The organism is Kitasatospora sp. NPDC101157 (assembly GCF_044768255.1).
Lineage (GTDB): Bacteria > Actinomycetota > Actinomycetes > Streptomycetales > Streptomycetaceae > Kitasatospora.
On the sequence record NZ_JBIWPL010000019.1, the window covers coordinates 67,176 to 92,906 of the forward strand.

Below are 25,731 nucleotides of genomic sequence, written 5' to 3' on the forward strand. Positions count from 1 at the left end.
GTGAACAAGGCCGTCGGCGCCCTGGCTTGCACGAAGCTCGCCTGGCCGATCTCATGTGACAGGCGCCGGTCCCGTCGCCGTCGAGCGCCCACCGTTCTCCGGCACACCGGCTGCGCCGCACGTGACCGGCTCCGCCGCACGTGACACGCCCGGAACGCGACAACGCCGTCGACACCGCCGCGCGCCTGGGACGATGCCCGCCGGGCCTGCCTGACCGCCAGCGGACGGTGCCAGGCGCCGACCGCCGTCAGACCCCGTCCAGCCGGAAGGCGGAGGCAGGTTGAGGTTGAGAAGGACCGGTGAAGCCGAGCCCCGTCCCCTGGTCGTCATCGGTGGAGGGGCCGCAGGACTCAGTCTTGCCCATTGGCTGGTCGGACACGGAAACGAGGAACCCCGGCCCCGTCCCCGGCTCGACCTGACCGTCGTCGAGACCCCCGAGGGTCCGCTGCGCCCGCCGCCGCGGACCTGGTGCTTCTGGGACGACCGCCCGGGGGAGTACGAGCAGGCCGTCACCGCGCAGTGGTCCCGGCTGCGGCTCACCGACCCCGACGGGAACACCGTCGAGACGGAGGCCGCCCCGCTGCGCTACCGGATGCTGCGCTCCACCGCGTTCGAGGAACTGGTCCACCACCGCCTCGGCGCCCACCCCGGGGCCAGGATCGTGCGGGCCACCGTGCAAGGGGTGCAGAACCGGCCGGACGGACGCCCGGGTGCCCGCGTGGTCGCCACCGACCCCGCCGGGCGCCCGCTCACCCTCGACGCCCGGTACGTCTTCGACTCCAGGCCCCCCGTGCGGCTGCCGGCGGCCCGGACCACTCTCCTGCAACACTTCCGCGGCTGGTTCGTGCGCACCGCCCGCTCGCGCTTCGATCCCTCGACCGCCCACCTGATGGACTTCCGCCTTCCGCAGCCCACTCACGGCCTCGCCTTCGGCTACGTCCTTCCCCTGGCCCCCGACCGTGCCCTCGTGGAGTACACCGAGTTCTCCCGACGCCCCCTGGCCACCGCCGACTACGAGCGCGCGTTGCACGACTACACCCACCGCATCCTCGGCCTGGGCGCACTCACCGTGGAGGAGACCGAACAAGGCGTCATCCCCATGACGGACGGCCGCTTCCCCCGCCGTGCCGGGCCCGCCTGCGTACGCATCGGCACCGCCGGCGGCGCCACCCGCCCCGCCACGGGCTACACCTTCGCCGCCATCCAGCGGCAGAGCCGAGCCATCGCCGCCGCCCTGGCCCGGCAACCGACCCCCGGCCGGGCCGCACCCGCGCCCGCACCTCACCGCCGACGGGCCCTGGCCATGGACGCCGTCCTGCTGCGCGCCCTGGACACCGGCCGGATCGACGGCCCCCGCTTCTTCACCGACCTGTTCCGCCACACCCCCGCCGAACAGGTCCTGCGCTTCCTCGACGGCAGGAGCACCCCCGCCGAGGAACTGCGCATCGGCCTGCGCTGCCCCGTCGGCCCGATGCTGCGCTGCGCCGCCGAACTCCCCCTGCTGCCCCGCCGGGCCGTGCCCCGCACCGGACCGGAATTCGCCCCCGACTCCTCCGAGGAGGACCGTTGACGTCCATCCTGCACGACCGTGACCTCGTGCGTGCCTTCGACCACGCCGCCCCGGCCTACGACCGGCTGACCGCTCTCAACCCCGGCCACCTCGGCGCCCTGCGCCGCTCGGCCCGCCGCCTGTGCCTGCGCGACGGCGGGGCCGGCCTGCACGTGCTGGACCTCGGCTGCGGCACGGGGGCCTCGACCCGGGCGCTGCTCGAAGCGGCGCCGCACGCCCGGATCACCGCCGTCGACGCCTCCGCCGGCATGCTGGCGCGGGCGGCCGCGAAGCCCTGGCCGCGAAACGTGACCTTCCTTCACCGCACCGCCGAAAACCTGACCGCCGAGAACCTGACCGCCGAAAACCTGCGGGAGACCGGTACCGAAACCGCCGCCCCCGGTGCCGGGCAGCGCTACGACGCGGTGTTCGCCGCGTACCTGTTCCGCAACACCACCGACCCCGACGCCGTCCTCGCCGGCGTGCACGCCCTGCTGCGGCCGGGCGGGCGCCTGGCCGTCCACGAGTACAGCCTCAGCGGCTCGGCGGCGCACCGGATGCTGTGGAACGCCGTCTGCCGGGCGGTCATCGAACCCGCCGGGGCACTCACCGGCGACCGCGCCCTCTACCGTCACCTGCGCCGCAGTGTCCTGGACTTCGACACCGCCCCGCACTTCGCCGCCCGCCTGGCACGGGCGGGGTTCGCACCGGTGCGCATCCTGCCGGCGGCCGGATGGCAGACCGGCATCGTCCATACCTTCCTCGCCGCGCGCCCCCGCCCGGCCGCAGCCCCGCCCGGGACCGCCGCGGCGCGGCCGGGCCCCGTCCACCCGCAGGCGCACGCGTGAAGAACACGACGCCCGCCGCCCGGCGCGGCCGCGACCGCCGGGCCGAAACGGTGCCGGCCGCACCGGGCCGCGCCCGCTTCCCCGGAGCCGAGCCGCCCCGGGTCGCCGTCGTCGGCGGCGGCATCGCCGGCCTGGCTGCCGCCACCGCACTCGCCGAACGCGGCATCGCGGTGACCCTCCACGAACGGGAGCGCGTCCTGGGCGGACGGGTTGCCGGCTGGCCCACCCGTCTCGCCGACGGGTCGGCGGCGACCATGAGCCGCGGCTTCCACGCCTTCTTCCGTCAGTACTACAACCTGCGCGGCCTGCTGCGGCGTACCGACCCGGGGCTCACCCGGCTGTCCGCCCTGCCCGACTACCCACTGCGCCACCGCTCGGGACTGACCGACAGCTTCGCCCGGGTACCGCGCACCCCTCCGCTCAGCGCAGCCGGCTTCGTCCTCCTCAGCCCCACCTTCGGGCTGCGCGACCTGGCCGCCCTGGACGCACGGGCGGCCCTGCCACTGCTCGACGTCCGCGTACCGGAGGTGTTCGAACGGTACGACGACACCAGCGCCCACGAGTTCCTGGAGAGGGTCAACTTCCCCCGCGCGGCCCACCACCTCGCCTTCGAGGTGTTCTCCCGCAGCTTCTTCACCGACCCGCGCCGGCTGTCCGCCGCCGAACTGCTGCTGATGTTCCACATCTACTTCCTCGGATCCTCCGAAGGACTGCTGTTCGACGTCCCCACCGAGCCCTATCCGCAGGCCCTGTGGCAGCCCCTCGCCGACTACCTGGGCGCCCTCGGCGTCGATCTGCGCACCGCCTCCCCCGTCGACCGGGTCCGGCCGCTGGCCGACGGCGACATCGAGGTGGTGACCCCGGCCCGGGGCGCCGAGCGCCACCAGGCCGTCGTCCTGGCCCTCGACGCCGGCGGCCTACGGCGCCTGGTCGCCGCCTCGGAGCGCCTGGGCGACCCGCAATGGCGCGCCGACATCGCCGCCCTGCGCACCGCGCCGCCGTTCCTGGTCTCCCGGCTCTGGCTGGACCGCCCGGTCGCCGCGCACCGGCCCGGTTTCCTCGGCACCAGCGGCTACGACGGGCTGGACAACATCAGCGTCCTCGACCGCTGGGAGGGCGAAGCGGCCCGGTGGGCCGCCCGCACCGGCGGATCGGTGGTCGAACTGCACGCCTACGCCGTGGACGAGGACGCCGACCGCGAAGGGGTCCAGGAACGCATGACGGCCCGGCTGCACGAGGTCTACCCGGAGACCCGCGGCGCCCGCACCGTGGACGTGCGCCACGAATGGCGCGGCGACTGCCCGGTGTTCCCGGTCGGCGGATGGCCGCGCCGCCCCGGCGTCATCACCCCGCACCCCGCCGTCGTCCTCGCCGGAGACCTGGTCCGCACCGACCTGCCCGTCGCCCTGATGGAACGCGCCGCCACCACCGGCTTCCAGGCCGCCAACGCCCTGCTCGCCCGGTGGGGCGTGTCCGGCCAGACCCTGTGGTCCGTCCCCCGGGCCGGGCGCTGCCGCCCGCTGCGCGCGCTGGCCCGCCGGGCGGCCCGCTGACCGCGGGCCGGCGGTCGGCGGTCAGCGGGCCGCCCGGGCGCTCATCCGGGGAAGCGGCCGGTGCTGCGCAGGGCCCAGCGGCGCTCGGCGTAGGCCAGGTCGTCGCGCCACAGCCTCCCGGCCGTACGGCGCACCACCGGCCGCAGGACCGGAGCGAGCGCCCGGGCCACGGCGAAGCCGCGCCGTCCGGACGAGGCGACCACCGCCTCCACGACCGCCGAACGCGGGGCGGGGGAGGAGGGGGCGGTGAGCGCGGTGACATGGGTCTCCACCACCGAGCCGGCTCCCTCGCCCTCGGCGATGCGCATCACGACGGTGCGGGGCCCGGGCGCGGTGAAGACCGCGCGCACCGGTACCACCAGCCGTCCCGTCACCCGGAACGACACGTCGACGACGAACCCGTCCTCCCGGCCTCCGGTGACGTCCGGCACCGCCGCCACCCTGAGGTCCGCGAACGCGTAGGGATGGAGCCAGGAACCGTGCCACGGGTCGAGCCGATTGGCCACCACGTCCTCGGGCTCGCACCGGCCCACCGCGGTGTACACCGCCGTGACGGCCCCCTTCGGGGCGGGGCGCCGCGGCACCGCCGGCTGCTGCCAGGGCTCCTCGCCGCCGACGGCGTCCAGCCGCACCCAGGCCAGCACCCCGTCCTCGTACACCGGGTAGCGCTCCCACCCGGCCGACGCGCCGCCGTCCAGGGCCAGGCCGTGCCAGTGGCACACCAGCGTGCCGCCCACCACCCGGCCGTCCTTGAGCGGTGCGCCCAGGTGCGGGCAGATCCCCGACCCGGCCCGCAGCACCCCTGCGTCGTCCCGCCAGAGCACCACTTCCGTCCCGCCCACCAGGCGCCCGCACGGGCGGCCGCGGGAGGCGATGCTTCCGGCCGCGCCGACGACGTACCAGTTCCCGAACGGCCGGGACGTCGCCCGTTCGAGGGCGGAGGCGATCAACGCGGGCTTCGCCGCCTGCCACGACGGCTCCTGCCGCGCCCAGGCGGGGCCCCGGCGCAGCCGCAGCGGCGAGGTCCAGCGCCGCCCGGGCGACGCGCTCACCGCGCTGCCCTCCGGCCGTCCGGGCCCGCCGAACGGTGGTGCGGCGGGCCGGCGGGAAGGCCGCCCCGCGCAGCCGCCGACACCCGGGCGGCCAGCACGCGTGCCAGCCCCGCCGCCGCGACCGCGGCCCGCCGGCGCACCGGCACCGCCGAACGCCGGTGCAGCACCGCGTACCCGTCCCCGGCGATCGCGTCCAGGATGCCGCCGTAGAGCACGAAGGCGGTCCGGATGCAGGGCCGGACCCTGGGATCCAACATCGCGATGCCAGGCTCCGCGTCCCGGTAGACGCCGCGGGCCACCTCGGCGGCGGCGACCAGGGCGGTCCGGATGCGGGCGTCGTCACGGCCGGTGCGCCGGCTCCACTCCAGCAGCGGCCGGTCCACCCCGTGGGCCACGAGCAGGTCGCCGGGCAGGTAGACCCGGCCGCGGTCCAGGTCCTCCCCCACGTCGCGCAGGAAGTTGGTCAGCTGGAACGCCACCCCGAGGGCCGCGGCGTACGGCTCGGCCTCGGCACGGCCCGTCACCGTCCCGAGGACGGGCAGCATCTGCAGACCGATCACCGCCGCCGAACCGTGCATGTAGCGGTAGAGGTCCTGGTACGTGGGGTAGTCGGTGACGGTGAGGTCGGCGCGCATCGAGGCGAGGAAGTCGGTGAACAGTCCCGGGTCGATGCCGTACCGCTCGGCGGTGTCCGCGACCGCCCGCACCACCGGCTGGTCCGCGCCGCCGCTCCGCAGGCCCGCCGCCAGGTCCTTCTCCAGCAGCCCCAGCAGCCGGTCCCGTTCGACGGGTGTCTCCCGCCTGTCCAGCCCGTCGACGATGTCGTCCGCCCAGCGCGCGAAGCCGTACAGGGCGTGGACGGCGCACCGGCGCTCCACCGGCAGCAGCCGAGCGGCCAGGAAGTAGGTGCGCCCGTGCCGGGCGTTGAGGTCGCGACAGGCGGTGTACGCCGCGCGCAGGGCCGGCGCCGTCACGCCCGCGGCGTCCAGTTCACGGGCCGTCATGCGCCGCCCCTGAGGCCGGCAAGGGCAGCGGGCACCGGTGCGCGGCGGCCCGGGCGCGGCGTGCCGGTGAGGCGGGCGGCGGCGAGCTTCCCGCTGATCAGCACCGTGGGAACGCCGACGCCCGGAGTGGTGCCGCAGCCGGCCACCACCGCGTTCTCCAGCCCCCGCACCAGGTTGCGCGGCCGGAACGGACCGGTCTGGGCGAAGGTGTGGGCCGCGGAGAAGGGCGTGCCCGCCGCATACCCCAGGGCCGCCCAGTCGGCCGGGGTCACCAGGCACTCCTCCTCGACGGCCCCGGCGATGCCGGTGAGGCCGCGCTGCTCCAGGGTGTCCAGCAGGTGGCGGCGGTAGCCCGGCGCCAGGTCGTCCCAGGCCGCGGCGTCCGGGCCGACGACGGTGTTGGGCGCCGGCGCCAGGACGTAGTGGGTGTGCCGGCCGGCCGGTGCGAGCGACGGATCGGTGGCCGTCGCCCGGGTGACCAGGAGCGAGGGGTCCGTCATCAGCTCTCCGGTGCGCGTCAGTTCGTCGAAGGTCCGTTCCCAGGCATGGCCGAAGGACAGGGTGTGGTGCGCCAACTGGGGCCAGGTGCGGTCAGTGCCCAGGTGGAGGACGACCGCCGACGGCGAGAACCGCAACGGCACCCACCGGCGCGGCGCTCGCCCCAGCAGCCGGTACGTCACGGGCAGGTCGGGCGTGAGCACGACCGCGTCGCACGGGATGCGCTCGCGGTCCGTGACGACGGCCGTCACCCGCTGCCCCGACCGCTCCAGACGCACCACCGTGCTCCCGTACCGGAACCCGGCACCAGCCGCCGCGGCGGCCCCCGCCATCGCCTGGGGAAGGGCGTGCATGCCGCCGCGCGGGAACCACACCCCGGCCACGGTGTCCATGTAGGCGATGACCGCGTAAGCGGCCAGCGCTTGGCCCGGAGCCACCCCGGCATAGAGGGACTGGAACGAGAAGACCCGGCGCAGCCGCTCGTCGCGCAGATGGCGTCCGATCTGCGGGGCGAGCCGGCCGAACCCGCCCAGCGCCGCCAGGCGGGCCAGGTCCGGGTTGAGCAGCTGCCAGGGCGAGTCGAAGTTGGTGTCGATGAAGCGCCGCATCTGCGCCTGGTAGAGGCGGGTGAGCCAGTGGCGCAGATCCCGGTAGCCCGCCGCCTCCCGCGGCCCGGCGAAGCGCTCCACCTCGGCCTCCATCGCCTGCGCGTCCGTGTGCACGTCCAATGCACTGCCGTCCGCGAAGCGGGCCCGGTACGCCGGTTGCAGCGGCAGCAGCTCAACGTGCTCGCGCAGCGAGGTGCCCACGGCCCGGAACGCCTCGTCGGCCAGGTGCGGCATGGTCAGCACGGTGGGGCCGGTGTCGAAGACGTAGTCGCCGCGGCGGATGCGCCCGGCCCGGCCACCGGGCGCATCGTCCCGCTCGACCACGGTGACGCGCCGTCCCGCGCCGATCAGGTGGCAGGCTGCCGACAGCCCGGCCAGACCGGCTCCCACGACGACGACGTGATCGGCCGCCGGCACGGCGCGGCTCATGCGCCCCCCTCCTCACCGCGGAGCGGACCACGCGCCAACCCCGCCGCCGCCCTCAGCAGGTCCGCCAGCCGTTCGGCGCCCGGAGCGTGTGGCCTGGCCCTCTCCAAGTGCTCCAGGCTGCGCTCGGACAGACGCTCGATCTCGTCCTGGACCGCCGCCCGGGCCCCGGTGGCGATCAGTACCCGCCGCACCTCTGCCAGACCGCCGTCGTCCAGGTCCGGGTCGCCCAGGCAGCGACCGAGCACATCCAAGGACGCGCTGTCACGGCGAGCGACGGCCCGGGCGTGCGCCACCGCGACGAGGAACGTGGGTTTGCCCGCCCGCACGTCGTCACCGCAGGGCTTGCCGGTGTCCGCCGGATCCCCGAAGAGCCCGTCGAGGTCGTCCCTGAGCTGGAAGGCGATGCCCGCACAACGGCCCGCCCGGCGCAGGGCCCCCGTCTGCTGCCGGCCGGCACCGGCCAGCGCGGCACCCAGGTGGATGGGCCGTTCCACCGAGTACATCGCGCTCTTCAGGCACGCGGTCCGCATGGCCCGCCCCGGCGAACGGGAGCGGGTCACCTGGCCGTGGATGTCCATGTACTGACCGGCCACCAGCTCCAGTCGAAGGTTCGACCAGATGTCCCGCACCTGCTCGCGCCGGTGCGGACGCACCTGCGCCAGCGCCGTGAGGACGAGATCGTCGGCCCATACGAGGGCCAGATCCCCGGCCAGGACGCCCGAGCACGCCCCCAGGTCCGCCGCCGACCGGACACCGGCACCAGGTGCGTACTGGGCGGCCACGTCCGCGTGGAGGGCCTGTCCGCCGCGGCGCCTGACGGAACCGTCCATGACGTCGTCCTGAACGAGCGCGCAGGTCTGCAACAGCTCCACCGCAGCGGCAGCGGTCAGCGCCGCGCCGCCCGGCACGTCCCCGGCGCGGCAGGCGCGCATCGCCCACCAGAGAAACTGCGCCCGGGTCCGCTTGCCACCGCGCCGGGTGAACTCCGCCACCCGGCGGGCGATGTCGGCGGCGAACGTCCCGTCGATGGCAGCAGCCCGAACGACCCACCGGTCGAAGTGTTCGTCGAGCACCCGGCCGACCGCGCCCGGCACGTCGCGGTCCACCCCCTCCACCGCCAACAGGGGCCTTGCAGCAGGTGCCGGCCGGGGCCTGCCGGGCGAGCAGGCCGGCGCCGCCGACGAGGACGGACAAGACATCGGGCTCGCTTTCCACATCACGTTCCGGGGGCCGTGCACCTGCGGGCCCCGGGCGGCCGCGCGGCCAGGACGGCAGCGGATCCTGTCCGTCTATCCCGGATCCCGGCACGCCAGTCGTCCGCGGCGCATGATTCCTCCACCCTGGTGCCGACAAGCCCTCTATCGGCACATTCGCCGCCGCAGCGAATCGGGGGAGGCCATCAGAAGGCCGCCGCGGGTCGAAGCCCCTGTCCCGAGGCGGCCGGACGCCCCCGATGCGGAGCCGTGGTCGAACGCCGCCCCCACCGCTGCGGCGCATGCCCCGGCTCGCCCTACTACGCCCACGCCCGGCCCGAGGCCAGTGCCCGCCTCGCAGCACTTCCACAGCCCGGCCTCGACAGCGTCCAGCACCTCGCCCGGCCGCGCCGTCGAGGACGCCGACATCGCCTACCTCTGAGTCCGCGGCGCGAGCCCGTCACCGTGTACGCGACCCACGCGAGCCCGGAGTGGATCGTCCAGGCCCACTCACCGATGGGAAAAATCTTCAACGGGCCGGATCGGGCCTCCTCGGTCGGGGCCTGAACTCGTGATGTCGGGCCACTGAGCTGCTCAGGCCTTCCCCGCGTGGTGCTCGGTGGACGACGAGTTGGGACACTTCTGCGGTTCGCTGCCCGTGTAGCGGTCCTTGGGATTCTGCCGTACTACCCACATGGTGCCGTCCTCGGCCAACCCGTACAGGTTGATCAGCACCAAGGAGTCACGGTCGCCGTACTTCGCCCTCGGGTTCCACAGGTAGCTGGCCTTCACCTCGCGCATTGCCACGCCGTCCGGGAACGGGACTGTGCCCTTGTCATTCAGCTTCCAGTCGTCGTTCCATGAGCTCGCCTGCCACTGGCGTACCGTCTTGCTGCTGTCGTCCTCCTGGAACAGGTAGAGGTCGCTGGTACCCGCAGTTGAAGGACCCCAGGATCTTCCGGTAGGAGCCGATGGACACCTTCTGAATGTCCGCCCACGGCCCCCACAAGGCCACCTGGCCGTCCTTAAGGCACAGCCCGATGTTCCGCCCCATCATGACGAGACCGGGATCGGCCGCGCCTCGGCAGTCCAACGCCAGAGCGGGTACCACCTCGCCGCTGCTCTTCATGGTGTAGCCCACGGCGAAAGGCCGTCCCGCCCTGCTGCCGGTCTTCGCGAATCCGGCGGCACGGATGGAGAACTCGTGGTAGTCCGCATCGGCGCCCGACGACCTGCGATGGGAATCGAAGAGGCTGTAGGTCCTCAGCCCGGGCTGAACCTCGCCGGAATACAGCTGCTCAGGGGCGTTCCAGGAGCGCCCGTCGCTCTTCAGTGTGGAGAAGTACAGCTTGCCCCCTGAGATGAAGAGGCAGCTGATGAAGTTCCACTCGCTGCCGGTGCCCCAGTGGCCGCAGGACAGCACCTCCGTGACCTGGTACGTGGAAAACAGCCGTTGGGTGTTCCAGCCCGTCGACGAGGTCGCGTCGTGGTACAGGTGAAGGAGCTTGGAGCTGGTGGCGCCCTTTCCCGGGCCCCACCGCGGCGCTCGTCCTGCGCGGGGACCGGCCGGCGCGACCGGTAGTGCGCCGCAATCGGTTCGGACAGCCCGCTGGCTTTGTTCACGAGTTCTGACAGCAGATGTTCAGCACTTCCGACGGCACCATGTTTCGGAGTTGTTCGACATGGCTGTTGATGTGCGCATTGCCTCAGCAGCTGGACTGCTGGGTGTTGCGGGTCATGACGTTGTGGACGCCGGCGGTCATCGGATCTCGTTGTCGGGATGCTGCGCGTCGTAAGCCTGGCGGGCTTGGGCGATGGTGTCTCGGTGCCCGAGTGACCAGTCGGCCAGTGCCTTGACGAGGTGGGTCAGGCTTGCGCCGGTCTCGGTGAGTCGATAGTCGACCTGAGCAGGCACGGTTGGGTAGACGGTCCGAAGTACCAGCCCGTCGCGTTCCAGCCGGCGCACGGTCAGAGTCAGCATCCGCTGGGAGATTCCATCGATGGCGCGCTGAAGTTGCCGGAAGCGCCGCGCCCCGTTCGCAAGCTCGACGATCACGAGGACCGACCACTTGTCGCCCACGCGGTCGAGCACGTCGCGGAGCCCGCAGTCGGGGTGGTCCGGCTGCCCGCACGGATCCAGCTCTGCGGGGCCGACGGTTACATCGGTGTGCGTCACTGACATGAAACTGCCTCCTTGTGGGCCGACCGCGGCCGGTTCAGGATCGCCGTAGTTACTGAAGAGAACCACGGTAGGGGATTGAACCGTAATGATCATGGTGACCGGCGCGACCGGACAGCTCGCCTCCCTCACGCTCCAGCAGTTGGCCGACCGGAAGGTGACCGCCCTGGGGGGCAGCCGAACACCCGCCGACGGGCAGCGCCACCTGGACTTCGACGACCCCACCAGCCTGGACCTCACCGGTGTCTCGACGCTGGTCCTGGTCTCGGCCGGATATGCCGAGGACGACCAGGTCATCGCTCGTCACCGGGCCCTTCTCGACGCTGCGGTCCGCGACGGCGTCGCGCACGTGATCTACACCAGCCTGACCGGCACCGGGGATCACCTCGGGTTCGCGCTTGCCCACCGCGCCACTGAGGACCTGGTCAAGGCCAGCGGTCTCGGGTGGACGATCTTGCGTAACGGGCTCTACGCCGAGCTCTTCGGAGCGTTGTTGACGTGGACACCCGATGGCCTGGAGTCAGCTTTTGGCGATGGCGCTCTCTCTGCGGTGGCTCGGGCGGACCTGGCCGCAGCCGCAGCCATCGTTGCCAGCCACCCGACCGCGCACGTCGACAAGACCTACGACCTGGTCGGCGACCCGATCACCGCCGGCGACGTCGCCGAACGCCTCGACGTCGCCCACCGAGCGATCGGGCTCAGCGAGTACCGCGCCCGACTCCTCGCGGACGACGCACTGCTGCCGTTCCAGCCGCCGATGCTCGCCTCGATCGCCACCAGCGTCCGCCATGGGTTCCTCAGCAACTCCAGCCCCGACCTCGTAGTACTGCTCGACCGACCGCCCACCGACGCGCTGGCCGTCGCGGCGGACACCGCGGCTGCGATGCGTCCCAGCGCGCGCTGACGCGGATGGTGCATCGCAACGCGCCGCTGCCCCTCGAAGGTCGTCGGCGGCTGGCCGAACGCTGCCTTACTCGTCCCATCTCACACGGGGCCGCTGAGATGGGCATCTCTCGTGCGTGCGCATCGAAGTGGGTCAACCGCTACCGCCAGGATGGGGTGCTCGGCCTCCTGGATCGTTCCTCGGCCCCTCACCGCCAGCCGACAGCAATCCCTGCGGACGCCGTGACACAGATCGAGGACCTACGTCGCACGCAGAAGTGGTCCGCCTCGCGGATCGCCTTCGAACTCCGAGACGAGGGCATCAAGGTCAGCCGTCGCACGGTCTCTCGCCACCTTCTCGCCCTCGGGCTGAACCGACGCAAGGTCATCGACCCGAACGGCTCCTCAAACCGCGAACCACGCAAGATCATCGCTCGGCGGCCCGGCCACATGGTCCACATCGACGCGAAGAAGGTCCTGGCGCCGCGAGCCATCGCCCCGACAGACCGGGCCGGCCGCGGCTGGCCACCGTCACGGTGTCCGGCGCATCCCCTCAGCAGATGCCTGACCGGACGGGCGGTTCGGCTACGCGGCCACGGCCGGGGCGGCCTGGTCGTTGACGTGCTGGAGGAGGCTGCAGGAGAAGGCCCGGATCGGGCCGGTTCAAGGGTTCCCGCTTTTACGGTCTGCCGGTGGCAGTCCCGCCCCCCTGCCGCGTGGGGGGCTGTCGTGTGCTGTTACCTGCGCGATGGGCGCTTGACCCTGTGTGTGGTCGGGGCGCGACAGGTGGCCCGGGTGCGGCCGCCGGGTAGCTACGGATGGCATGGCAGTGCGCCGGACTCCTGTGCTCCGGTGACCGATCCGCCCCTATCCCCAAAGGGGTACCCCGATCGCCGACAGCACGGCCAGCAGCAGACATGCACCGGCGAGCGCCCCCACCGCATACACACAGCCGAGCCCGCCCTCCGCTTGCTCCGGCTGCCGCTGAGGAAGTGGCTCCGGCGCCGGCAGCGGCTGGGACAGATGCTCCCTGAGGTGTTCCTCGGAGCAGTAGCTGAGGTAGAGCGTCCGCGCACCGCTTCGGACGATCTCGACGTCGATCGTGTCCTCGTGGTCCGTGAACGCGTCACAGAAATCGCAGGGCAGCTGCGAGCAGCAGTCGTCCAGCTCGTCCTCGGTCAACGGTGTACCCAACATGCGCTGATCGTTTCACAGCCAGGGATGACCGCGTGTTGCACCCCTGAACTGGGCCTTTGCCGTCCTGAAGGGGCCGGCGGGCCGTTGTTGCAGCGGGCGTGTCGCGCCCCTGTGCCCCGGCCGCGTCCGGCTACTCCCAGCGCATGCCCGGCTCGGTGAGCCGGGCGGCACGTTCGGGGTGCGTTCGTATGGGGTGCCGACACCGCCCAGGAGCAGCGTGCAGGCGATGCGTCGGCACCGGGCTGGAACACTAATTCCGTTCCGTCGACGACGACTTGGTGAGCCACCATCTCCAGAACTGCTGCCACACCATCCCCCTCGACCGCCCGGATGCGTGGTTCGCGCTCCTCGCTCCCTTCCTCTCTGCCGATCTGCCGAAGTGACCGGAGCAGGGCCCGAGGAGTCGACCGTCCTGTCACGGTCAAGAAGCGAAGCCATCTGCTGACTCAAGGTCGCTGGACCTACGCAGTGTCGTCAAAGGGTCAGGCTCACATGAGGAGTGAGGCGAGGGCGGCTGCGGCTTGGTAGGAGACGGCGGTTCTGTCGTATCCGGTGGCGAGGCCTCGCCACTGCTTCAGGCGGTTGAAGCAGCGTTCGACGACGTTGCGATGCTTGTAGAGCCGGCGGTCGAAGGCCACGGGTGGACCGCCGAGGCTTCCGCGCCGTAGGCGGTTGGCGATCTGGTCGGCCCGCTCGGGGATGGTGTGGCCGATGCCGCGCTCTCGCAGCCAGACGCGGATCGCCTTGGAGCTGCAGCCCTTGTCGCCGAGGACGTGGTTGGGACGGGTGCGGGGCCGTCCCAGCCCGGTTCTGGGTACTCGTATCGCGTCCATGACTACGAACTCTTCGGCCGGTCACGGTCCATCGGGTCAGCGAGATACTCGGCCTTCCTGTCGGCGTCCGGGGCAAGCTGGAGCCGCTTCGCGCACAACCGACCGAGCTCGCCGACCGCGGCTGGCTGCGCAAACTCGCCGACGGCCGGTTCACGATCGGGGTTGAGAGGATCCGACAGTGGAATAGCGCTGGACGGGCCGGAGCGCGTGGATCTTCACGAACCGCGCGGCGCGTTTCTTAGGTCGGTTCGTTGAGACAGCGCGCGAACACGCCAGTGAAACAGCGATGAAGCACGTACAAGGCGCTGACGTCGCTAAAGGTTCTTCCTCGGTCCGATCCTCCTCGACCCGTGAAGCGGGCTACCACGCTCTCGACACCCGCGCCGGTCCGTGACTTCCTGAACAACCTGGGCTCGAATCCCGCCGCGGCCAGGTGGGTGAGCTCGCGCGTCTGGCGAACGTGGCGAACTCGTGGTCGGCGATCGTTCTTCTCACCCTGCCCTACCGTCCACCCGGCGTGAGTCCGGCCTCGAAAGCGATGATCGCCAGGTGGACGCGGTCCCGGGCTTCGAGCTTGGCGAACAGACGCGCGACATGCGTCTTCGCCGTCGCCGCGCTGATCACCAGCCGCTCGGCTATCTCACCGTTCGACAGTCCCTGTCCGACCAGTGCCAGTACCTCGCGCTCCCGGTTGGTGATCCCCGCGAGGGGACTCGGATCCGGGGCGGGACGCGGGTCCGGGGCGGGCTCGGTGTCCGGTGCGGGGGCCGCGGGGGTGGCGGAGGTTCCGGCGAAGTCGGCGATCAGCCGTCGGGTCACGCTCGGCGCGATCAACGCGTCGCCGGCCGCCACCACGCGGATCGCGTCCAGGATCGCGTCCAGGGCCATGCTCTTGAGCAGGAATCCGCTGGCCCCGGCGCGCAGTGCGCCGTAGACGTACTCGTCGTCGTCGAAGGTCGTCAGCACCAGCACCTTGGGCGGGTCCGGCTCGGAGGTCGCCTGCCGGGTCGCCTCGATCCCGTCCATGCCCGGCATCCGGATGTCCATCACCACGACGTCCGGCCGCAGTTCACGCACCAGGCGCACCGCCTCGCGGCCGTCGCCGGCCTCGCCGACCACCTCCAGGTCGTCGGTGTCACCGATCAGGATCCCGAGCCCGACCAGCATCAGCGGCTGGTCGTCGGCCAGCAGCACCCGCACGCTCATGCCGGGAGCCTCGCCGTCACCCGGAATCCGCCCTCCGGACGCCGGCCCGCGCTGAACTGGCCGGACAGCAACGTCACTCGCTCGCGCATGCCGAGCAGGCCGAAGCCGCTCCCGCCGGCCGCCGCCGCGGGCCTCGGACGGCCGGGTCCGCCGGGACCGTCGTCCCCGTCGTCCACCACCTCGATCCTCACTCCTTCCGGCTCGTAACCGACCTCGACCCGGCACGTCCGCGCACCGGAGTGCCGCACCACGTTCGTCACCGACTCCTGGATGATCCGAAATGCCGACAGTTCGATCTCCGGCGGCAGTGGACGCCGCTCGCCCTGCCAGGTCACGTGGACCCGCACCCCGGCGTCGGCCGTGCGTTCGGCGAGCCGCGGGACGTCGGCCAGGCTGCCGGCCGGCGTCAGCGGAGCGGCCCCCGGCATGGCGTCGTCCGGCTCGCCGCTGCGCAGCGCCCCGAGCATGCGCTGCAGTTCGAGCAGCGTCTGGCGGCTGGTGGACTCGATGCCGGTCAGCGCCTGCCGCGCCTGCTCGGGCTTGGTCTCCACGACCCGCGCCGCCGCCCCCGACAGCACCGTGATGATCCCGATGCTGTGCGCGACGCTGTCGTGCAGTTCGCGGGCGATCCGCAGCCGCTCGGTGACGACGGCGCGGGCCGCCCTCTGCTCGTGCAGGGCTCCGAGGTATTCACGGCGTTTGCGGTAAACCCCCCCGAAGACCCACGCGACCGCGAACCACAACGCGAACCCCCCGGCCCACTGGGCCGCGTCGCCGAGGGACTGGTTGCGGTCGTGGATGTCGTTGACGAACGCGGCCGCGACGCCCGCGACGGAGCCGACGGCGGCAGCCTTCGGCCGCCGGACGGCGAGGTACCCGCCCAGGGCGACGAGCAGGACGAACACGACGGCGGGCCGGGCGCCGAAGGCGTCGCCGAGGACCGATTCGCCCAGGATCACCGCGAAGACGGTCGCCGGCAGACGGCGCACCAGCAGAACCGGAAGGGCGAGCACGACGTACAGGCCCAGCGCCTGGACGGGTTCGAGGTCGGGGAACCCGAACAGGGAGTGCTCGGGCTCCGGGGTGCCCATCGTCAACGGGAGCATCAGCGCGTACAAGCCGGCGGCGGCCAGCACCACGGCCTGTGACGTCAGCCGGGTCACGCGCTTCGATGTCGAGAGACGCTGGAGAAGCTCTTCCATGCGGAGATCGTATTTAGTGGCGCCGGCTCTGCGCGTCGCCCCGGGGATGTACGCGGGGTACGTCCCCGGGCCGACGGCCTGGGGAACGGTGAAATCCACCGGCCGACGCGATGGATCATGGTTCGTTCCTAGGTTCATGGCCATGACGAATCCGCCGATGATCGCTCTCCAAGACGCGATAAAGCAGTACGACGACGGCCCGCCCGCGCTGGCCGGTGTGACCTTGTCCGTGGCGTCCGGTGATCGTGTGGCGCGCTGGAGTACGCCACGCTGGGCTGGAACGTGTTCGGCATCGCGATCTCGGCCATCGCGGCGATCGGCGCCCGGTCGGTGGCTCTGGCCGGGTTCGGCCTGGACTCGCTGATCGAGATCGGCGCCTCCACCGTGGTGATCTGGGAGCTGTCCGGCACCGGCGAGGAGCGCCAGAAGCGCGCGCTCAAGCTGATCGGCGTCGGCTTCGCGCTGCTCGGGGTCTACCTGCTGGTGCAGTCCACCTGGGTACTGGCAACTGGCTACCACCCGCACCACTCGACCCTGGGGATCGTCTGGACGGCGATCACCGCGGCCGTGATGTTTGCGCTCGCCGCAGGCAAGGCCCGCACCGGCGCCGCGCTGGACAACCCGGTCCTCAAGACCGAGGGCCGCGTCACGCTGATCGACGGCCTGCTGGCTGCCGCCGTGCTGCTCGGCCTCGTCTTGAACGCCACGCTGGGCTGGTGGTGGGCCGATCCGGCCGCCGGCTACGTGCTGGTCCATTACGCCGTGCGCGAGGTGCGGGAGATCTTCTCCGGCGACCACTGACGCGGATCATGGCGCCGACGCGCCCAACGCCACACGCGAGGGGCGTCAGCGCGCCGCTTCGATCGCCGCCCCAGCCTGGTCCGGCTCGTCCTGCTCCTCGACCGTGTCGGTGGCATCGCTGAGTCCCAGGCGCAGGTGCTCGATGTGGTAGACGGCCTGGTCGAGGAGTTCGGCGACGTGGTTGTCGTACAGCGCGTACACCACCGAGCGCCCCTGGCGGGTGCCGACCACCAGGCCGAGGTTGCGCAGCAGGCGCAGCTGGTGGGAGCAGGCGGACTGCTCCATGCCGACCTCGTGCGCCAGTTCGGTGGCGGCGCAGGAACCTTCGCGCAGGCGGGAGAGGATCAGGAGCCGGGAGGGTGTGGCCAGGGCCTGGAGTGTGTTGGCCACGCGGGCGGCGCTGGTCGCGTCCAGGCGCGTGTGCGGGACGGCGTTCTTGGCTGGTTCGGCTCCATGACCCATGCGCCCATACTACAAGGCACACTTGAAGGGCTGTTCATATGTTCCTGTATGGTGGGTGGAGTCGTTAGTCCTGCCCATGGCCTGCGCGAAGGGTCCTGCCTGCCATGTCTTCCACCCTGCTCGAACGCCCCGCCCCCGAGGTGGCCGCCGCATCTGCCAGTGTCGCTCCCCGGCGGCGTACGCGGATCTTCGCGCTTCCCGAGGCCCGCTGGGCGCTCGCCGCGCTGGTGCTGTTCCTGATCGCGCTGCCGCTGCAGCTGACCGGCGCCCCCGCCTGGGCGTGGGGTCCGCTGTACGCCCTCGCGTACGCCACCGGCGGCTGGGAGCCGGCCTGGGCAGGCCTTCAGGCGCTGCGGGAGAAGACCCTTGACGTCGACCTGCTGATGATTGTCGCCGCGATCGGCGCCGCCGCGGTCGGACAGGTGATGGACGGTGCGCTGCTGATCGTCATCTTCGCCACTTCCGGCGCGCTGGAGGCGATCGCCACGGCGCGGACCGCCGACTCGGTGCGCGGCCTGCTCGACCTCGCCCCCGCCACCGCGGTCCGGCTTCTGGACGACGGCACCGAGGAGAGCGTGCCGACCGAGGAGCTCGCGGTCGGCGACACGATCCTGGTGCGGCCCGGTGAGCGGATCGGCGCCGACGGCCGCGTCCTGGACGGCGCCAGCGACGTCGACCAGGCCACCATCACCGGCGAGCCCCTCCCGGTCGCCAAGGAGACGGGCGACGAGGTCTTCGCGGGCACCCTGAACGGCACCGGTGCGCTGCGGGTGAAGGTCGAGCGCGATGCCTCGGACTCGGTGATCGCCCGGATCGTCGCCATGGTCGAGGAGGCTTCCGAGACCAAGGCGCCGACGCAGCTGTTCATCGAGAAGGTCGAGCAGCGCTACTCGATCGGCATGGTGATCGCCACCCTCGCGGTCTTCGCGGTGCCGCTCGCCTTCGGCGCGGCCTTCACCGGTTCGCTGCTGCGGGCGATGACCTTCATGATCGTCGCCTCCCCGTGCGCCGTGGTGCTCGCCACCATGCCGCCGCTGCTGTCCGCGATCGCCAACGCCGGACGCCACGGCGTGCTGGTGAAGTCCGCCGTGGTCATGGAGCGGCTCGGCCAGGTCGACGCGGTCGCGCTGGACAAGACCGGCACCCTCACCGAGGGCACCCCCCGGGTCACCGACATCCGCCCCCTGCCCGGCTCCGGCCTGGGTGTGGAGGAGCTGCTGGCGCTGGCGGCGGCGGCCGAGCACCCCAGCGAGCACCCGCTTGCCCGAGCCGTCGTCGACGCGGCCCGTGCCCGCGGCCTGGCTCTCGCCACCACCGAGGACTTCGCCTCCGCCCCCGGCGTCGGCGTGACCGCCACCGTCGACGGCCGGGCCGTCGCGGTCGGCGCCCCGGCCCGGCTGCTGAACGGCGCGGAGGACGCTGTCTCGGCCCGTGCCGCCGCGATCGCCGGCGAGCTGGAGAACGGCGGCCGCACCGCCGTCCTGGTCGAGGCCGACGGTGTGCCGGTCGGTGTGCTCGGCATCGCCGACCGGCTGCGCCCGGACGCCGCTGCCACCGTCACCGCCCTCACCGCGCTGACCGGCACCCAGCCGATGCTGGTGACCGGCGACAACCCCCGCGCCGCCGCCCGACTGGCCGCCGAGGTCGGCATCACCGATGTCCGCGCCGGGCTGCTGCCCCAGGACAAGGTCACCGCCGTCCAGGAGCAGGAGCGGGCCGGGCGCAAGGTGCTGGTGATCGGCGACGGCGTCAACGACGCGCCCGCCCTGGCCGCCGCCCACACCGGCATCGCGATGGGCCGGGCCGGCTCCGACCTCGCGCTGGAGACGGCCGACGCCGTCATCGTGCGCGACGAACTCGCCACCGTCCCGGCCGTGGTGGCGCTCTCCCGGCGGGCCCGCTCCTTCGTGGTGCAGAATCTGGTGATCGCCTCGGTGTTCATCTCCGTGCTGGTGGTCTGGGACCTGGTCGCCACCCTGCCGCTGCCGCTGGGCGTCCTCGGCCACGAGGGCTCGACCGTGATCGTCGGCCTCAACGGCCTGCGTCTGCTGCGCGAGGCCGCCTGGACCAAGGCCCGCACCGAAGGCCGCAAGTGAGCAAGCGCAACCGCAAGCGGGCCGCCACCCCCGCCCAGGGGGCGGCGGCCCGCTGCACCGTCACCGTCTGCCGAGGATGCTGCTGCGGTACCCCCAAGGTCCCGGGCCTGGACCACCGCGCCCAGCTCACCGACCTGCGCGAATCCCTCGCCGGCGTGGCGAACGTGCGGCCCACCGATTGCTTGGACGCCTGTGAGCAGGCCAACGTGATCGTCGTCCAGCCCTCCGCCGAAGGCCGCAAGGCCGGCGGACGCCCCGTCTGGCTCGGCCTGGTCAACGACCCCGACGCCGCCCGCGACATCACCGCCTGGGTCCAGGCCGGCGGCCCCGGCCTCGCAGACCCGCCCGACATCCTCGACCTGTACGCGTTCAGCCCCTCCCGCCGCATCCGCCAGCAGATCGACAGCTGAAGCGAACCCATGCCGAAGGCTCCACCCGCTCACCAGGGTGGAGCCTTCGGTGCCATCGGGACCGAGCAGGTGTGCGAGCCCGCCAAGGCCGGCGCTAACGGGCTGTTCCGTTGTCCCGGGAGGCCGTCGGAGGACTCGCAGACTGTCCGTTCACAACTCGCGAGCCGGAAGTCGTCGGTGCTCGGGTCCGCTCAGGCATACCGCCCCGGTCCCCGGAGCAGGGCAGCGTGCGAGTCGCAGAAGCATGCTGCTGCCGCCGCCCCGGCATGTGTCATGTGAGGTGTCAGCGTGCCGCATTGGTGAGTTCGACGGCGGAGGAGGAGCTCAGCCAGGCCAGGCGGCCCAGCAGGGGCGGAGTCCGGTGTCGAGGCCCCGGGCGGCTCCGGCGGAGGCGCGGAAGAGGGCGAGGGAGGCGAAGATGTGTGCGGCGGAGGGACCGATGTCGGTGATGTCACCAACGGCGGCCTTCACCTCGACCCGCCACTGCGGCGACCACACCGCCTGAGCACCACCGAGGGCGCGGGCCTTGGCCTGTTCATCGTCCGCGCCGTCACCCACGGCCATCTGACCTCCACTGCCTGGCCCGAGGGCGGACTGACCACCACGATCCTCTTCGCCGGGGCCACCCGGGAAGGGATTGCGGGTCGGTCGGACCGGTCGCGGGTCAGACGCCGGAGACGTGGGCGATCTGGCCGACGGCCGCGGTGATGGCCATCGCGAGCCCGCCGCCGACCACCACCCGCACCGCGGGCCGGAGTACCGCCGTGCCGGCGGCGCGCGCGGCGAGTACACCTGCGAGAGCGAGGCCGCAGAGGGTGACGGCGACGATGAGCCACAGCCGTGCCGTATCGGATCCGGCGAGCAGGCCGAGGAAGGGCACGAGTCCGCCGAGCAGGAAGCTGGCGGCGGAGGCGATCGCGGCCTGGAGGGGGTTGGCCGCGGTGTGCTCGCTGTGGCCGAGTTCGTCGCGCAGGTGGGCCTGGAGCGGGTCGGCCTCGTGCAGGGCTTCGGCGACCTGGCGGGCGAGGTCGCGGGGGACGCCCCGGTCCTCGTAGATGGCGGTGAGTTCGGCGAGTTCGGCGTCTGGGGCTTCGGCGAGTTCGCGGGCCTCCTTGGCGCGGTCCGCAGTTTCGACGTCGACCTGGGAGCTGACGGAGACGTACTCGCCGGCGGCCATGGCCATCGCGCCTGCGGAGAGGCCGGCGAGGCCGCCGGTGACGACGGTGGAGGTGCTCGCGCCGCTGGCGGCCAGGCCGACCATCAGGCTGGCGACGGAGACGAGGCCGTCGTTGGCTCCGAGGACGGCGGCGCGCAGCCAGCCGGCGCGGCCGGCAGCGTGGCTTTCCTGGTGGGGGTTGAGCCTGTCGAAGAAGGTCATCGGGTCGGGTGCTCCTGTCCGGTCTTCAAGATCAGTTTGGTGGGGACTCGGCCGTCTGTCGTTTCGGGGCGGCCGTCAGGGCATGGTGAGGGTCACCCTCGGACTGTGCGCACGGCGAGTCGTGGGCAGGCCCGGACGGCGCGGCGGGCGTGAGCGTGCAGGTCGGGCGGGATGGTGGCGTCGTGCTGGACGGGGTAGCCCCATTCGTAGAGGGGAGGAGCTCGGGGAGCAGTTCGGCGCACTGGCCGTGGCCCGTGCAGGCGATCCGGTCGATGCGCAGGGTCTCGCGGTCGGCGGCGGTCATGTCCAGTGCTCCGTCCGGGTGGCCGATGGTGCGGGCACGGTGGTGGCGCGTCGGCAGTGGCCGTGGCGCAGGTGGTGGTCGACGCCGGCCTCGAAAGCGGTGAGGGCGCTGGCGGCGAGGCGGGCGGCGCCGTCGGGGCGGCGGCAGGCGCCGCGTCCGGGGAGCAGGCCGATCCGGTGGTGGAGGCGGTCGAGGAGGTCGGGGGTGGTGTGGCCGTCGGCGAGGGCGGTGAAGTCGTCGGCGACGGCGGGCAGGCCGAAGAGGCAGGGGCCGCACTGCCGGGCGGCGCCGTTGGCGGCGAGGTAGGCGAGGATGCGGGCGGTCTCGTCGAGGGGCAGGCCTCCTGCGGAGGGCGGCGATGACGCCGGCTCCGGGTGCGGCGTGCGGGGCGAGACCCTTCCGGCTGAACGGAAGGCCGTGGGCTCGCGCGGCACTGAGCCAGGTGCCGGCGAAGCCGCCGAGCAGGATGGCTTGGAGCGGCTGGTCCGGGCCCTCGGCTTGCCGGAGGAGTGTCCCGACGGGTGCCGGGTTCGGTTTCGAGGACGCCGGGGCGGTGGACGGCTCCCGCTACGGTGACCGGGGTGGTACCGGGTGAGGCGGCGGTGCCGGACCGCCGGAACCAGTCGGCGCCGCGGCGGGCGATCAGGGCGACGTGGGCGGAAGTCTCGACGTTCGACGAGTGTGGGCCGTCCTCGGACGCCCTTCTCGTGGGCGCGGGGCGGGGAGCTGGTGGGGCGGGCCGGGCCGCCGCCCAGCCAGTGGACCAGGGCAGTCGACTCGCTGGTGACGTGGCCGTGCGGGAGCGCCTCTACCCGGATGGGGACCGGATCGAGTCCGGCGCTTCGGCGTCGCGGCCCTGCGGCTGCGCCTGGACCTGCGCGGGGGCGGCCGCTCATTGCTCTGTTGTCTGTGGTCTGTTCGGGTGGTTCCACCGTCTCCGGGACTGACCGGGCGGTGACGTGAGCGCGGATCCTGCGGGAAGCAGGGCATGGGTCACCGGGTGCGCGTGTTTCATGGACGACAGGCCACACGACGCCCGAAAGGCGGCCGGTGGTGGTGTCGAGGTCGGCGATGGAGAGCGCTGGTCGGCGATCCGGCGGCGCCACTCTCGGGTGGCGGTGATCTCGCCATCGAACCAGGTCGCGCCGCCTGGGCAATGGATGGTTAGCCGGGCGCCGTTCAGGGCGGCGGACCACCCGGGCTGCGGGCCGGCCGTCAGGGCGAGGACGGTGTCGCGGTCGGCCCAGCCGTCTTCCAGGACGGGCAGACGCTCGGAGTGCGCGGGCCATCCCCCTGGCCCTGCCGGACCCAACGCCGGCATCCCAAAGGCGACGGATTTGCCGTTGAGGCAGGGGAACGTCCCGTGAGCCGCCCGCCGCACACATTGCCGACGAGCACGGCATGAGAACACCGTGGCCGGGCAGGTGCCCGCACATGGACCCGACGCGGGAGATGGATCTCGCAGGCGTGCGGAAGGCGACCTCCTGGAGTACCGCCCGCTGTGCCGCGCCCGGCCTCGACCCGCCCAAGTTCCCGCCGTGGCCCGGCCGTGACCGCCACCGGGCCGACATCATCCCGCGGCCGGGCAGCTGGCCGTCGGGTCGTCGCTTGCCGCTGGCTCGCCGTTGTGTCGCCGTCCGGTCGCGCCCCGGCCGGTGCCATGCCACCCCGCGCTCGCGATGTTGGGCCAAATCATCGTGCCTGCAATGGAGTTCGGCCCGTTCTCCTTCCCGCCAGAGAGCCCGTTAGGATCGCCCGGTGACCGACACGAGCATGGACAGAGTGAACCGCTTCCGGGCCGAGGCGGCCTTCCGGGATCTGCCGTCGGAGGAGGTGGAGGAATGGATTCGTGCCACCCGTCCGGCGGTGTACTTGGCGGAGGGCGGTGACGGTCCAGTCGTGGCCCGGATCGGCGGCGACCCCCTGCTGCCGCACGGCGTGTCGAAGCCGTCCGATCCCTTCGTGGCCTCGGTCGACCTCGCCGCTCTCCCATCGGGCGCGACCGGCCTTCCGCTCCCTGCCGACGGCCACCTGCTCTTCTTCTCCGGCGTCGATCTGCACGGCATCGGGGGACAGGTGTCCGATGCGGTGCTGTATGTCCCCGTAGGGACCCCGACGAGCCCGAGCGCCCTCGAACACGGCCGGCGCGAGCCGTACCGGCCGCGTGAACTGCGTACCGTGTGGCACCAGTTGAGCGCGCCGATGCCGGAGAGCTTCGCCCTCGACAGTTGGGGTGAATTCCCCGAGGACGAGCAGTTCGAACTCGCCGACGAACTCTCCGACGCCTGGGCACACGGGGGCGGCTTTCGACCTTCCTGGGACCTGCAGATCGGGGGCCATCCGGTCTCGCCCCAGAACGATCCCGTCCACTACACCCGTGATCCCCAGGAGGAGGCCGGCCCCGGCGAGCGAGGCGGTACGGCCCACGAGGGGGACACCGACGACTGGTCCCTCCTGGCCACCTGGAGGTGCGGCGACGACGTCACCGAATTGGACTCCGGCGTTGCCCACTGGGTAATCCGCCGCCAGGACGTGGTGGCCCGGCGCTTCGACCGGGTCCACCGCTACGTCGAAATGGCCTGACCGAGCGGACGGGGGGCAGCCGGCCGGCGCTCATCAGCCGCCCCCGCCCCGCCCCCGCCCCGTCCTGCCCTTGCCCCTGCGACCCGGGTCGCAGCAGCGACGACTGACCCAGCAGCACACGCCGCGGCGCCTATGAACAGCCCGTGCGCACCCGGCCCCGCAGCGGACCGGCCGTGCCGCTGCGCCCCGGCCGCGCCTGCCCGGCTGCCGGCTGCCTGTCGGCTGCCGCCCGTCGGCCGCCCGCCGTCCGTCGGCCGCCGTTGTGTCGTTGTTACCTGCCGCTGCTGTCCGGTCGCCGTTCGGCTGTCGTCGCGGCCCGCCGATCGGCAAGTACGGCTCGATCAACACCCATTCCGCATCCGTCAGCGGCGGCGGGGCCGGGGGCGACCGGGGCCGGAGGAGCCGGGGCCCGCGGACGAGCCGCGACAGGTCGTTGTCGCTGCCGCTGCCCGCCGTTGTGCCGCCTGCCCGGCCGCCGTCCGGCCGCTGCGTCCGGCCTCCGCCGGGTCGCCGCTCCCCGTGGGTGCGGGCCGGTACGGCGCCGCCCCAGCGCGGTCCGCTATGACCGGTAGGATCGGTTCTGGTTGACGGCGCTGTTCAGCCTGATGCTCCGTCACCGTTGGTGGGCAGTCCTCCCGGTCAGGGCCGGCACGTTGACTTCCATCAGGCGCCGGCGGTCCCCGAGTTGCACCAGCGGGTCCGCCGATGCGGTGTCGCCCAAGTCCTCGTCGAGCGCGGTGATGGTGAAGCCGGCACGCTCCAGAACGGTGGCAACGACAGCCTCAAAGTACTGGGCCCGAGCCGAAGAGCAGGCCATCCCGCACCGGGGTGGCTGGCGGGCTGCCTTCAGCTCGGCAGTCAGGCGCGCCTTGCGCTCCTCACACGTCTGCTCAAGCTCCTCCAGAGCAAGGCGGGCGGTTTGCTCGGCGTCGGTCTCCAGCTCCGGTGTCTGGGCGTGGGGTGCCCGTACCCGGCGCAGCGCGTCGGGGACGAACGCCGGAGGCGCCTGTCCGACCAGCCAGGCCACCATCTGCTCCCAGTCGACGGGCGCGGGAAGGATGGACCAGCGCTGGCTGCCGTCGTCATTCACCCACACGCCGACGACTGTGTCCCCGAGTCCGTCGACCGGGATCGGCTCCGGCCGACCGCCCAGCGGCAGCGGCTCCGTCCCCGTGGCCTTACCGTGCAGGTACAGCTGCTGCGGGGCCGGTGCCCACCACGGCGCGTCCTCCTCACGGCCGTTGAGAAGCCGCAACCCGAGGTCTCGGTCCGCACCGGTTACCCCGGGTGCCAAGGTGATCCGGGGGCCGGCGGGCAACCGCGTGCCGACGACGCTCCCCTAGTCCTGGGAGACCCGAAACCAAGGAGTCGTAGCGGCTCACCGCCCACCGCATGCTCACCGAGGCCCGGCGCTTGGCGGCCCAGGAGAGATTCGTCCCCCACCGCCACGCTCGCGCTGCGCGG

At 72.6% G+C, this 25,731-nt stretch carries 23 protein-coding genes and 2 pseudogenes; 9 read left to right on the forward strand and 16 right to left on the reverse strand.

What is annotated here, in order from left to right; translation table 11 throughout:
- The first annotated feature begins 286 nt into the window (after positions 1-286).
- The 3 genes from ACIRVF_RS30090 to ACIRVF_RS30100 are packed head-to-tail and all read left to right on the forward strand — an operon-like array spanning position 287 to position 3,950.
- Positions 287-1,570, forward strand: coding sequence for a lycopene cyclase family protein (locus ACIRVF_RS30090; RefSeq protein ID WP_402824847.1), 1,284 nt, complete (start codon positions 287-289; stop codon positions 1,568-1,570).
- Positions 1,567-2,397: a methyltransferase domain-containing protein gene (locus ACIRVF_RS30095; RefSeq protein WP_402824590.1), complete on the forward strand. Its 831-nt coding sequence runs from the start codon at positions 1,567-1,569 to the stop codon at positions 2,395-2,397. The genes ACIRVF_RS30090 and ACIRVF_RS30095 overlap by 4 nt, the downstream gene beginning before the upstream one ends.
- Positions 2,394-3,950 (forward strand): FAD-dependent oxidoreductase, encoded by a 1,557-nt coding sequence (locus ACIRVF_RS30100; RefSeq protein WP_402824593.1) that lies wholly within the window; start codon positions 2,394-2,396, stop codon positions 3,948-3,950. Before ACIRVF_RS30095 ends, ACIRVF_RS30100 begins: the two co-directional genes overlap by 4 nt.
- Positions 3,951-3,991: 41 nt before the next feature.
- Here the strand turns inward: ACIRVF_RS30100 and ACIRVF_RS30105 are convergent, their stop codons facing one another.
- The 7 genes from ACIRVF_RS30105 to ACIRVF_RS30135 form a co-directional block, all read right to left on the reverse strand.
- Entirely contained in the window at positions 3,992-5,002 is a 1,011-nt protein-coding gene (locus ACIRVF_RS30105) for a DUF5914 domain-containing protein (protein ID WP_402824596.1), read from the reverse strand.
- Entirely contained in the window at positions 4,999-6,006 is a 1,008-nt protein-coding gene (locus ACIRVF_RS30110) for a phytoene/squalene synthase family protein (RefSeq protein ID WP_402824599.1), read from the reverse strand. The genes ACIRVF_RS30105 and ACIRVF_RS30110 overlap by 4 nt, the downstream gene beginning before the upstream one ends.
- Positions 6,003-7,541 (reverse strand): phytoene desaturase family protein, encoded by a 1,539-nt coding sequence (gene crtI / locus ACIRVF_RS30115; protein ID WP_402824602.1) that lies wholly within the window; start codon positions 7,539-7,541, stop codon positions 6,003-6,005. The genes ACIRVF_RS30110 and crtI overlap by 4 nt, the downstream gene beginning before the upstream one ends.
- The gene (locus tag ACIRVF_RS30120; RefSeq protein ID WP_402824605.1) at positions 7,538-8,647 is read right to left on the reverse strand and encodes a polyprenyl synthetase family protein; all 1,110 of its coding nucleotides are present in this window, start codon (positions 8,645-8,647) and stop codon (positions 7,538-7,540) included. The genes crtI and ACIRVF_RS30120 overlap by 4 nt, the downstream gene beginning before the upstream one ends.
- Before the next feature lie 681 nt (positions 8,648-9,328).
- A complete protein-coding gene (locus ACIRVF_RS30125; protein ID WP_402824608.1) occupies positions 9,329-9,535 on the reverse strand; it encodes a hypothetical protein in 207 nt (68 codons plus the stop codon).
- Positions 9,536-9,569: 34 nt separating this feature from the next.
- Positions 9,570-10,157, reverse strand: a complete 588-nt coding sequence (locus ACIRVF_RS30130) for a hypothetical protein (protein WP_402824611.1) — start codon at positions 10,155-10,157, stop codon at positions 9,570-9,572.
- 336 nt (positions 10,158-10,493) lie between these two features.
- A complete protein-coding gene (locus ACIRVF_RS30135; RefSeq protein ID WP_402824614.1) occupies positions 10,494-10,916 on the reverse strand; it encodes a winged helix-turn-helix transcriptional regulator in 423 nt (140 codons plus the stop codon).
- A gap of 85 nt (positions 10,917-11,001) precedes the next feature.
- On the opposite strand from ACIRVF_RS30135, the gene ACIRVF_RS30140 reads away from it, so the two are divergent.
- Entirely contained in the window at positions 11,002-11,817 is an 816-nt protein-coding gene (locus ACIRVF_RS30140; protein ID WP_402824617.1) for an NAD(P)H-binding protein, read from the forward strand.
- A gap of 5 nt (positions 11,818-11,822) precedes the next feature.
- Positions 11,823-12,272 (forward strand): annotated as a pseudogene (locus ACIRVF_RS30145) (helix-turn-helix domain-containing protein); the annotation flags it as partial.
- 390 nt (positions 12,273-12,662) lie between these two features.
- Here ACIRVF_RS30145 and ACIRVF_RS30150 read toward each other — a convergent pair.
- From ACIRVF_RS30150 to ACIRVF_RS30165, 4 genes and pseudogenes are all read right to left on the reverse strand, one after another.
- Positions 12,663-12,977 (reverse strand): hypothetical protein, encoded by a 315-nt coding sequence (locus tag ACIRVF_RS30150; RefSeq protein WP_402824850.1) that lies wholly within the window; start codon positions 12,975-12,977, stop codon positions 12,663-12,665.
- A 503-nt stretch (positions 12,978-13,480) separates the two neighbouring features.
- Positions 13,481-13,828: pseudogene (locus ACIRVF_RS30155) on the reverse strand (transposase); the annotation flags it as partial.
- 498 nt (positions 13,829-14,326) lie between these two features.
- Complete coding sequence (locus ACIRVF_RS30160; RefSeq protein ID WP_402824620.1) at positions 14,327-15,031, reverse strand: response regulator; 705 nt, start codon at positions 15,029-15,031, stop codon at positions 14,327-14,329.
- Positions 15,028-16,233: a sensor histidine kinase gene (locus ACIRVF_RS30165; protein WP_402824623.1), complete on the reverse strand. Its 1,206-nt coding sequence runs from the start codon at positions 16,231-16,233 to the stop codon at positions 15,028-15,030. The genes ACIRVF_RS30160 and ACIRVF_RS30165 overlap by 4 nt, the downstream gene beginning before the upstream one ends.
- Before the next feature lie 282 nt (positions 16,234-16,515).
- Between ACIRVF_RS30165 and ACIRVF_RS30170 the strand changes: the two genes are divergently transcribed.
- Complete coding sequence (locus ACIRVF_RS30170) at positions 16,516-17,034, forward strand: cation transporter (protein WP_402824627.1); 519 nt, start codon at positions 16,516-16,518, stop codon at positions 17,032-17,034.
- A 45-nt stretch (positions 17,035-17,079) separates the two neighbouring features.
- Here the strand turns inward: ACIRVF_RS30170 and ACIRVF_RS30175 are convergent, their stop codons facing one another.
- Positions 17,080-17,496: an ArsR/SmtB family transcription factor gene (locus ACIRVF_RS30175; protein WP_402824630.1), complete on the reverse strand. Its 417-nt coding sequence runs from the start codon at positions 17,494-17,496 to the stop codon at positions 17,080-17,082.
- 104 nt (positions 17,497-17,600) lie between these two features.
- Between ACIRVF_RS30175 and ACIRVF_RS30180 the strand changes: the two genes are divergently transcribed.
- Positions 17,601-19,592, forward strand: coding sequence for a heavy metal translocating P-type ATPase (locus ACIRVF_RS30180; RefSeq protein ID WP_402824633.1), 1,992 nt, complete (start codon positions 17,601-17,603; stop codon positions 19,590-19,592).
- Complete coding sequence (locus ACIRVF_RS30185) at positions 19,589-20,002, forward strand: (2Fe-2S) ferredoxin domain-containing protein (RefSeq protein WP_402824637.1); 414 nt, start codon at positions 19,589-19,591, stop codon at positions 20,000-20,002. The genes ACIRVF_RS30180 and ACIRVF_RS30185 overlap by 4 nt, the downstream gene beginning before the upstream one ends.
- Before the next feature lie 324 nt (positions 20,003-20,326).
- Here the strand turns inward: ACIRVF_RS30185 and ACIRVF_RS30190 are convergent, their stop codons facing one another.
- The 3 genes from ACIRVF_RS30190 to ACIRVF_RS30200 form a co-directional block, all read right to left on the reverse strand.
- Complete coding sequence (locus ACIRVF_RS30190; RefSeq protein WP_402824640.1) at positions 20,327-20,566, reverse strand: hypothetical protein; 240 nt, start codon at positions 20,564-20,566, stop codon at positions 20,327-20,329.
- Positions 20,567-20,666: 100 nt separating this feature from the next.
- A complete protein-coding gene (locus ACIRVF_RS30195) occupies positions 20,667-21,380 on the reverse strand; it encodes a VIT family protein (protein ID WP_402824643.1) in 714 nt (237 codons plus the stop codon).
- A 300-nt stretch (positions 21,381-21,680) separates the two neighbouring features.
- Positions 21,681-22,118 carry an NADH-ubiquinone oxidoreductase-F iron-sulfur binding region domain-containing protein gene (locus ACIRVF_RS30200; protein ID WP_402824646.1) on the reverse strand — a complete coding sequence of 146 codons (438 nt, stop codon included), beginning with the start codon at positions 22,116-22,118 and terminating at the stop codon, positions 21,681-21,683.
- A 1,465-nt stretch (positions 22,119-23,583) separates the two neighbouring features.
- On the opposite strand from ACIRVF_RS30200, the gene ACIRVF_RS30205 reads away from it, so the two are divergent.
- Positions 23,584-24,267 carry a DUF1963 domain-containing protein gene (locus tag ACIRVF_RS30205; protein ID WP_402824649.1) on the forward strand — a complete coding sequence of 228 codons (684 nt, stop codon included), beginning with the start codon at positions 23,584-23,586 and terminating at the stop codon, positions 24,265-24,267.
- Positions 24,268-24,880: 613 nt separating this feature from the next.
- On the opposite strand, the gene ACIRVF_RS30210 is transcribed toward ACIRVF_RS30205, so the two are convergent.
- Positions 24,881-25,522 (reverse strand): hypothetical protein, encoded by a 642-nt coding sequence (locus tag ACIRVF_RS30210; protein WP_402824652.1) that lies wholly within the window; start codon positions 25,520-25,522, stop codon positions 24,881-24,883.
- Positions 25,523-25,731: the final 209 nt, after the last annotated feature.

What these genes read in the sequence shown, in the direction of transcription:
- ACIRVF_RS30110 (WP_402824599.1), bottom strand. Translation starts at nt 6,006, where the DNA reads ATGACGGCCCGTGAACTGGACGCCGCGGGCGTGACGGCGCCGGCCCTG.
- crtI (WP_402824602.1), bottom strand. Translation starts at nt 7,541, where the DNA reads ATGAGCCGCGCCGTGCCGGCGGCCGATCACGTCGTCGTCGTGGGAGCC.
- ACIRVF_RS30125 (WP_402824608.1), bottom strand. Translation starts at nt 9,535, where the DNA reads ATGCGCGAGGTGAAGGCCAGCTACCTGTGGAACCCGAGGGCGAAGTAC.
- ACIRVF_RS30135 (WP_402824614.1), bottom strand. Translation starts at nt 10,916, where the DNA reads ATGTCAGTGACGCACACCGATGTAACCGTCGGCCCCGCAGAGCTGGAT.
- ACIRVF_RS30140 (WP_402824617.1), top strand. Translation starts at nt 11,002, where the DNA reads ATGATCATGGTGACCGGCGCGACCGGACAGCTCGCCTCCCTCACGCTC.
- ACIRVF_RS30160 (WP_402824620.1), bottom strand. Translation starts at nt 15,031, where the DNA reads ATGAGCGTGCGGGTGCTGCTGGCCGACGACCAGCCGCTGATGCTGGTC.
- ACIRVF_RS30165 (WP_402824623.1), bottom strand. Translation starts at nt 16,233, where the DNA reads ATGGAAGAGCTTCTCCAGCGTCTCTCGACATCGAAGCGCGTGACCCGG.
- ACIRVF_RS30175 (WP_402824630.1), bottom strand. Translation starts at nt 17,496, where the DNA reads ATGGGTCATGGAGCCGAACCAGCCAAGAACGCCGTCCCGCACACGCGC.
- ACIRVF_RS30180 (WP_402824633.1), top strand. Translation starts at nt 17,601, where the DNA reads ATGTCTTCCACCCTGCTCGAACGCCCCGCCCCCGAGGTGGCCGCCGCA.
- ACIRVF_RS30190 (WP_402824640.1), bottom strand. Translation starts at nt 20,566, where the DNA reads ATGGCCGTGGGTGACGGCGCGGACGATGAACAGGCCAAGGCCCGCGCC.
- ACIRVF_RS30195 (WP_402824643.1), bottom strand. Translation starts at nt 21,380, where the DNA reads ATGACCTTCTTCGACAGGCTCAACCCCCACCAGGAAAGCCACGCTGCC.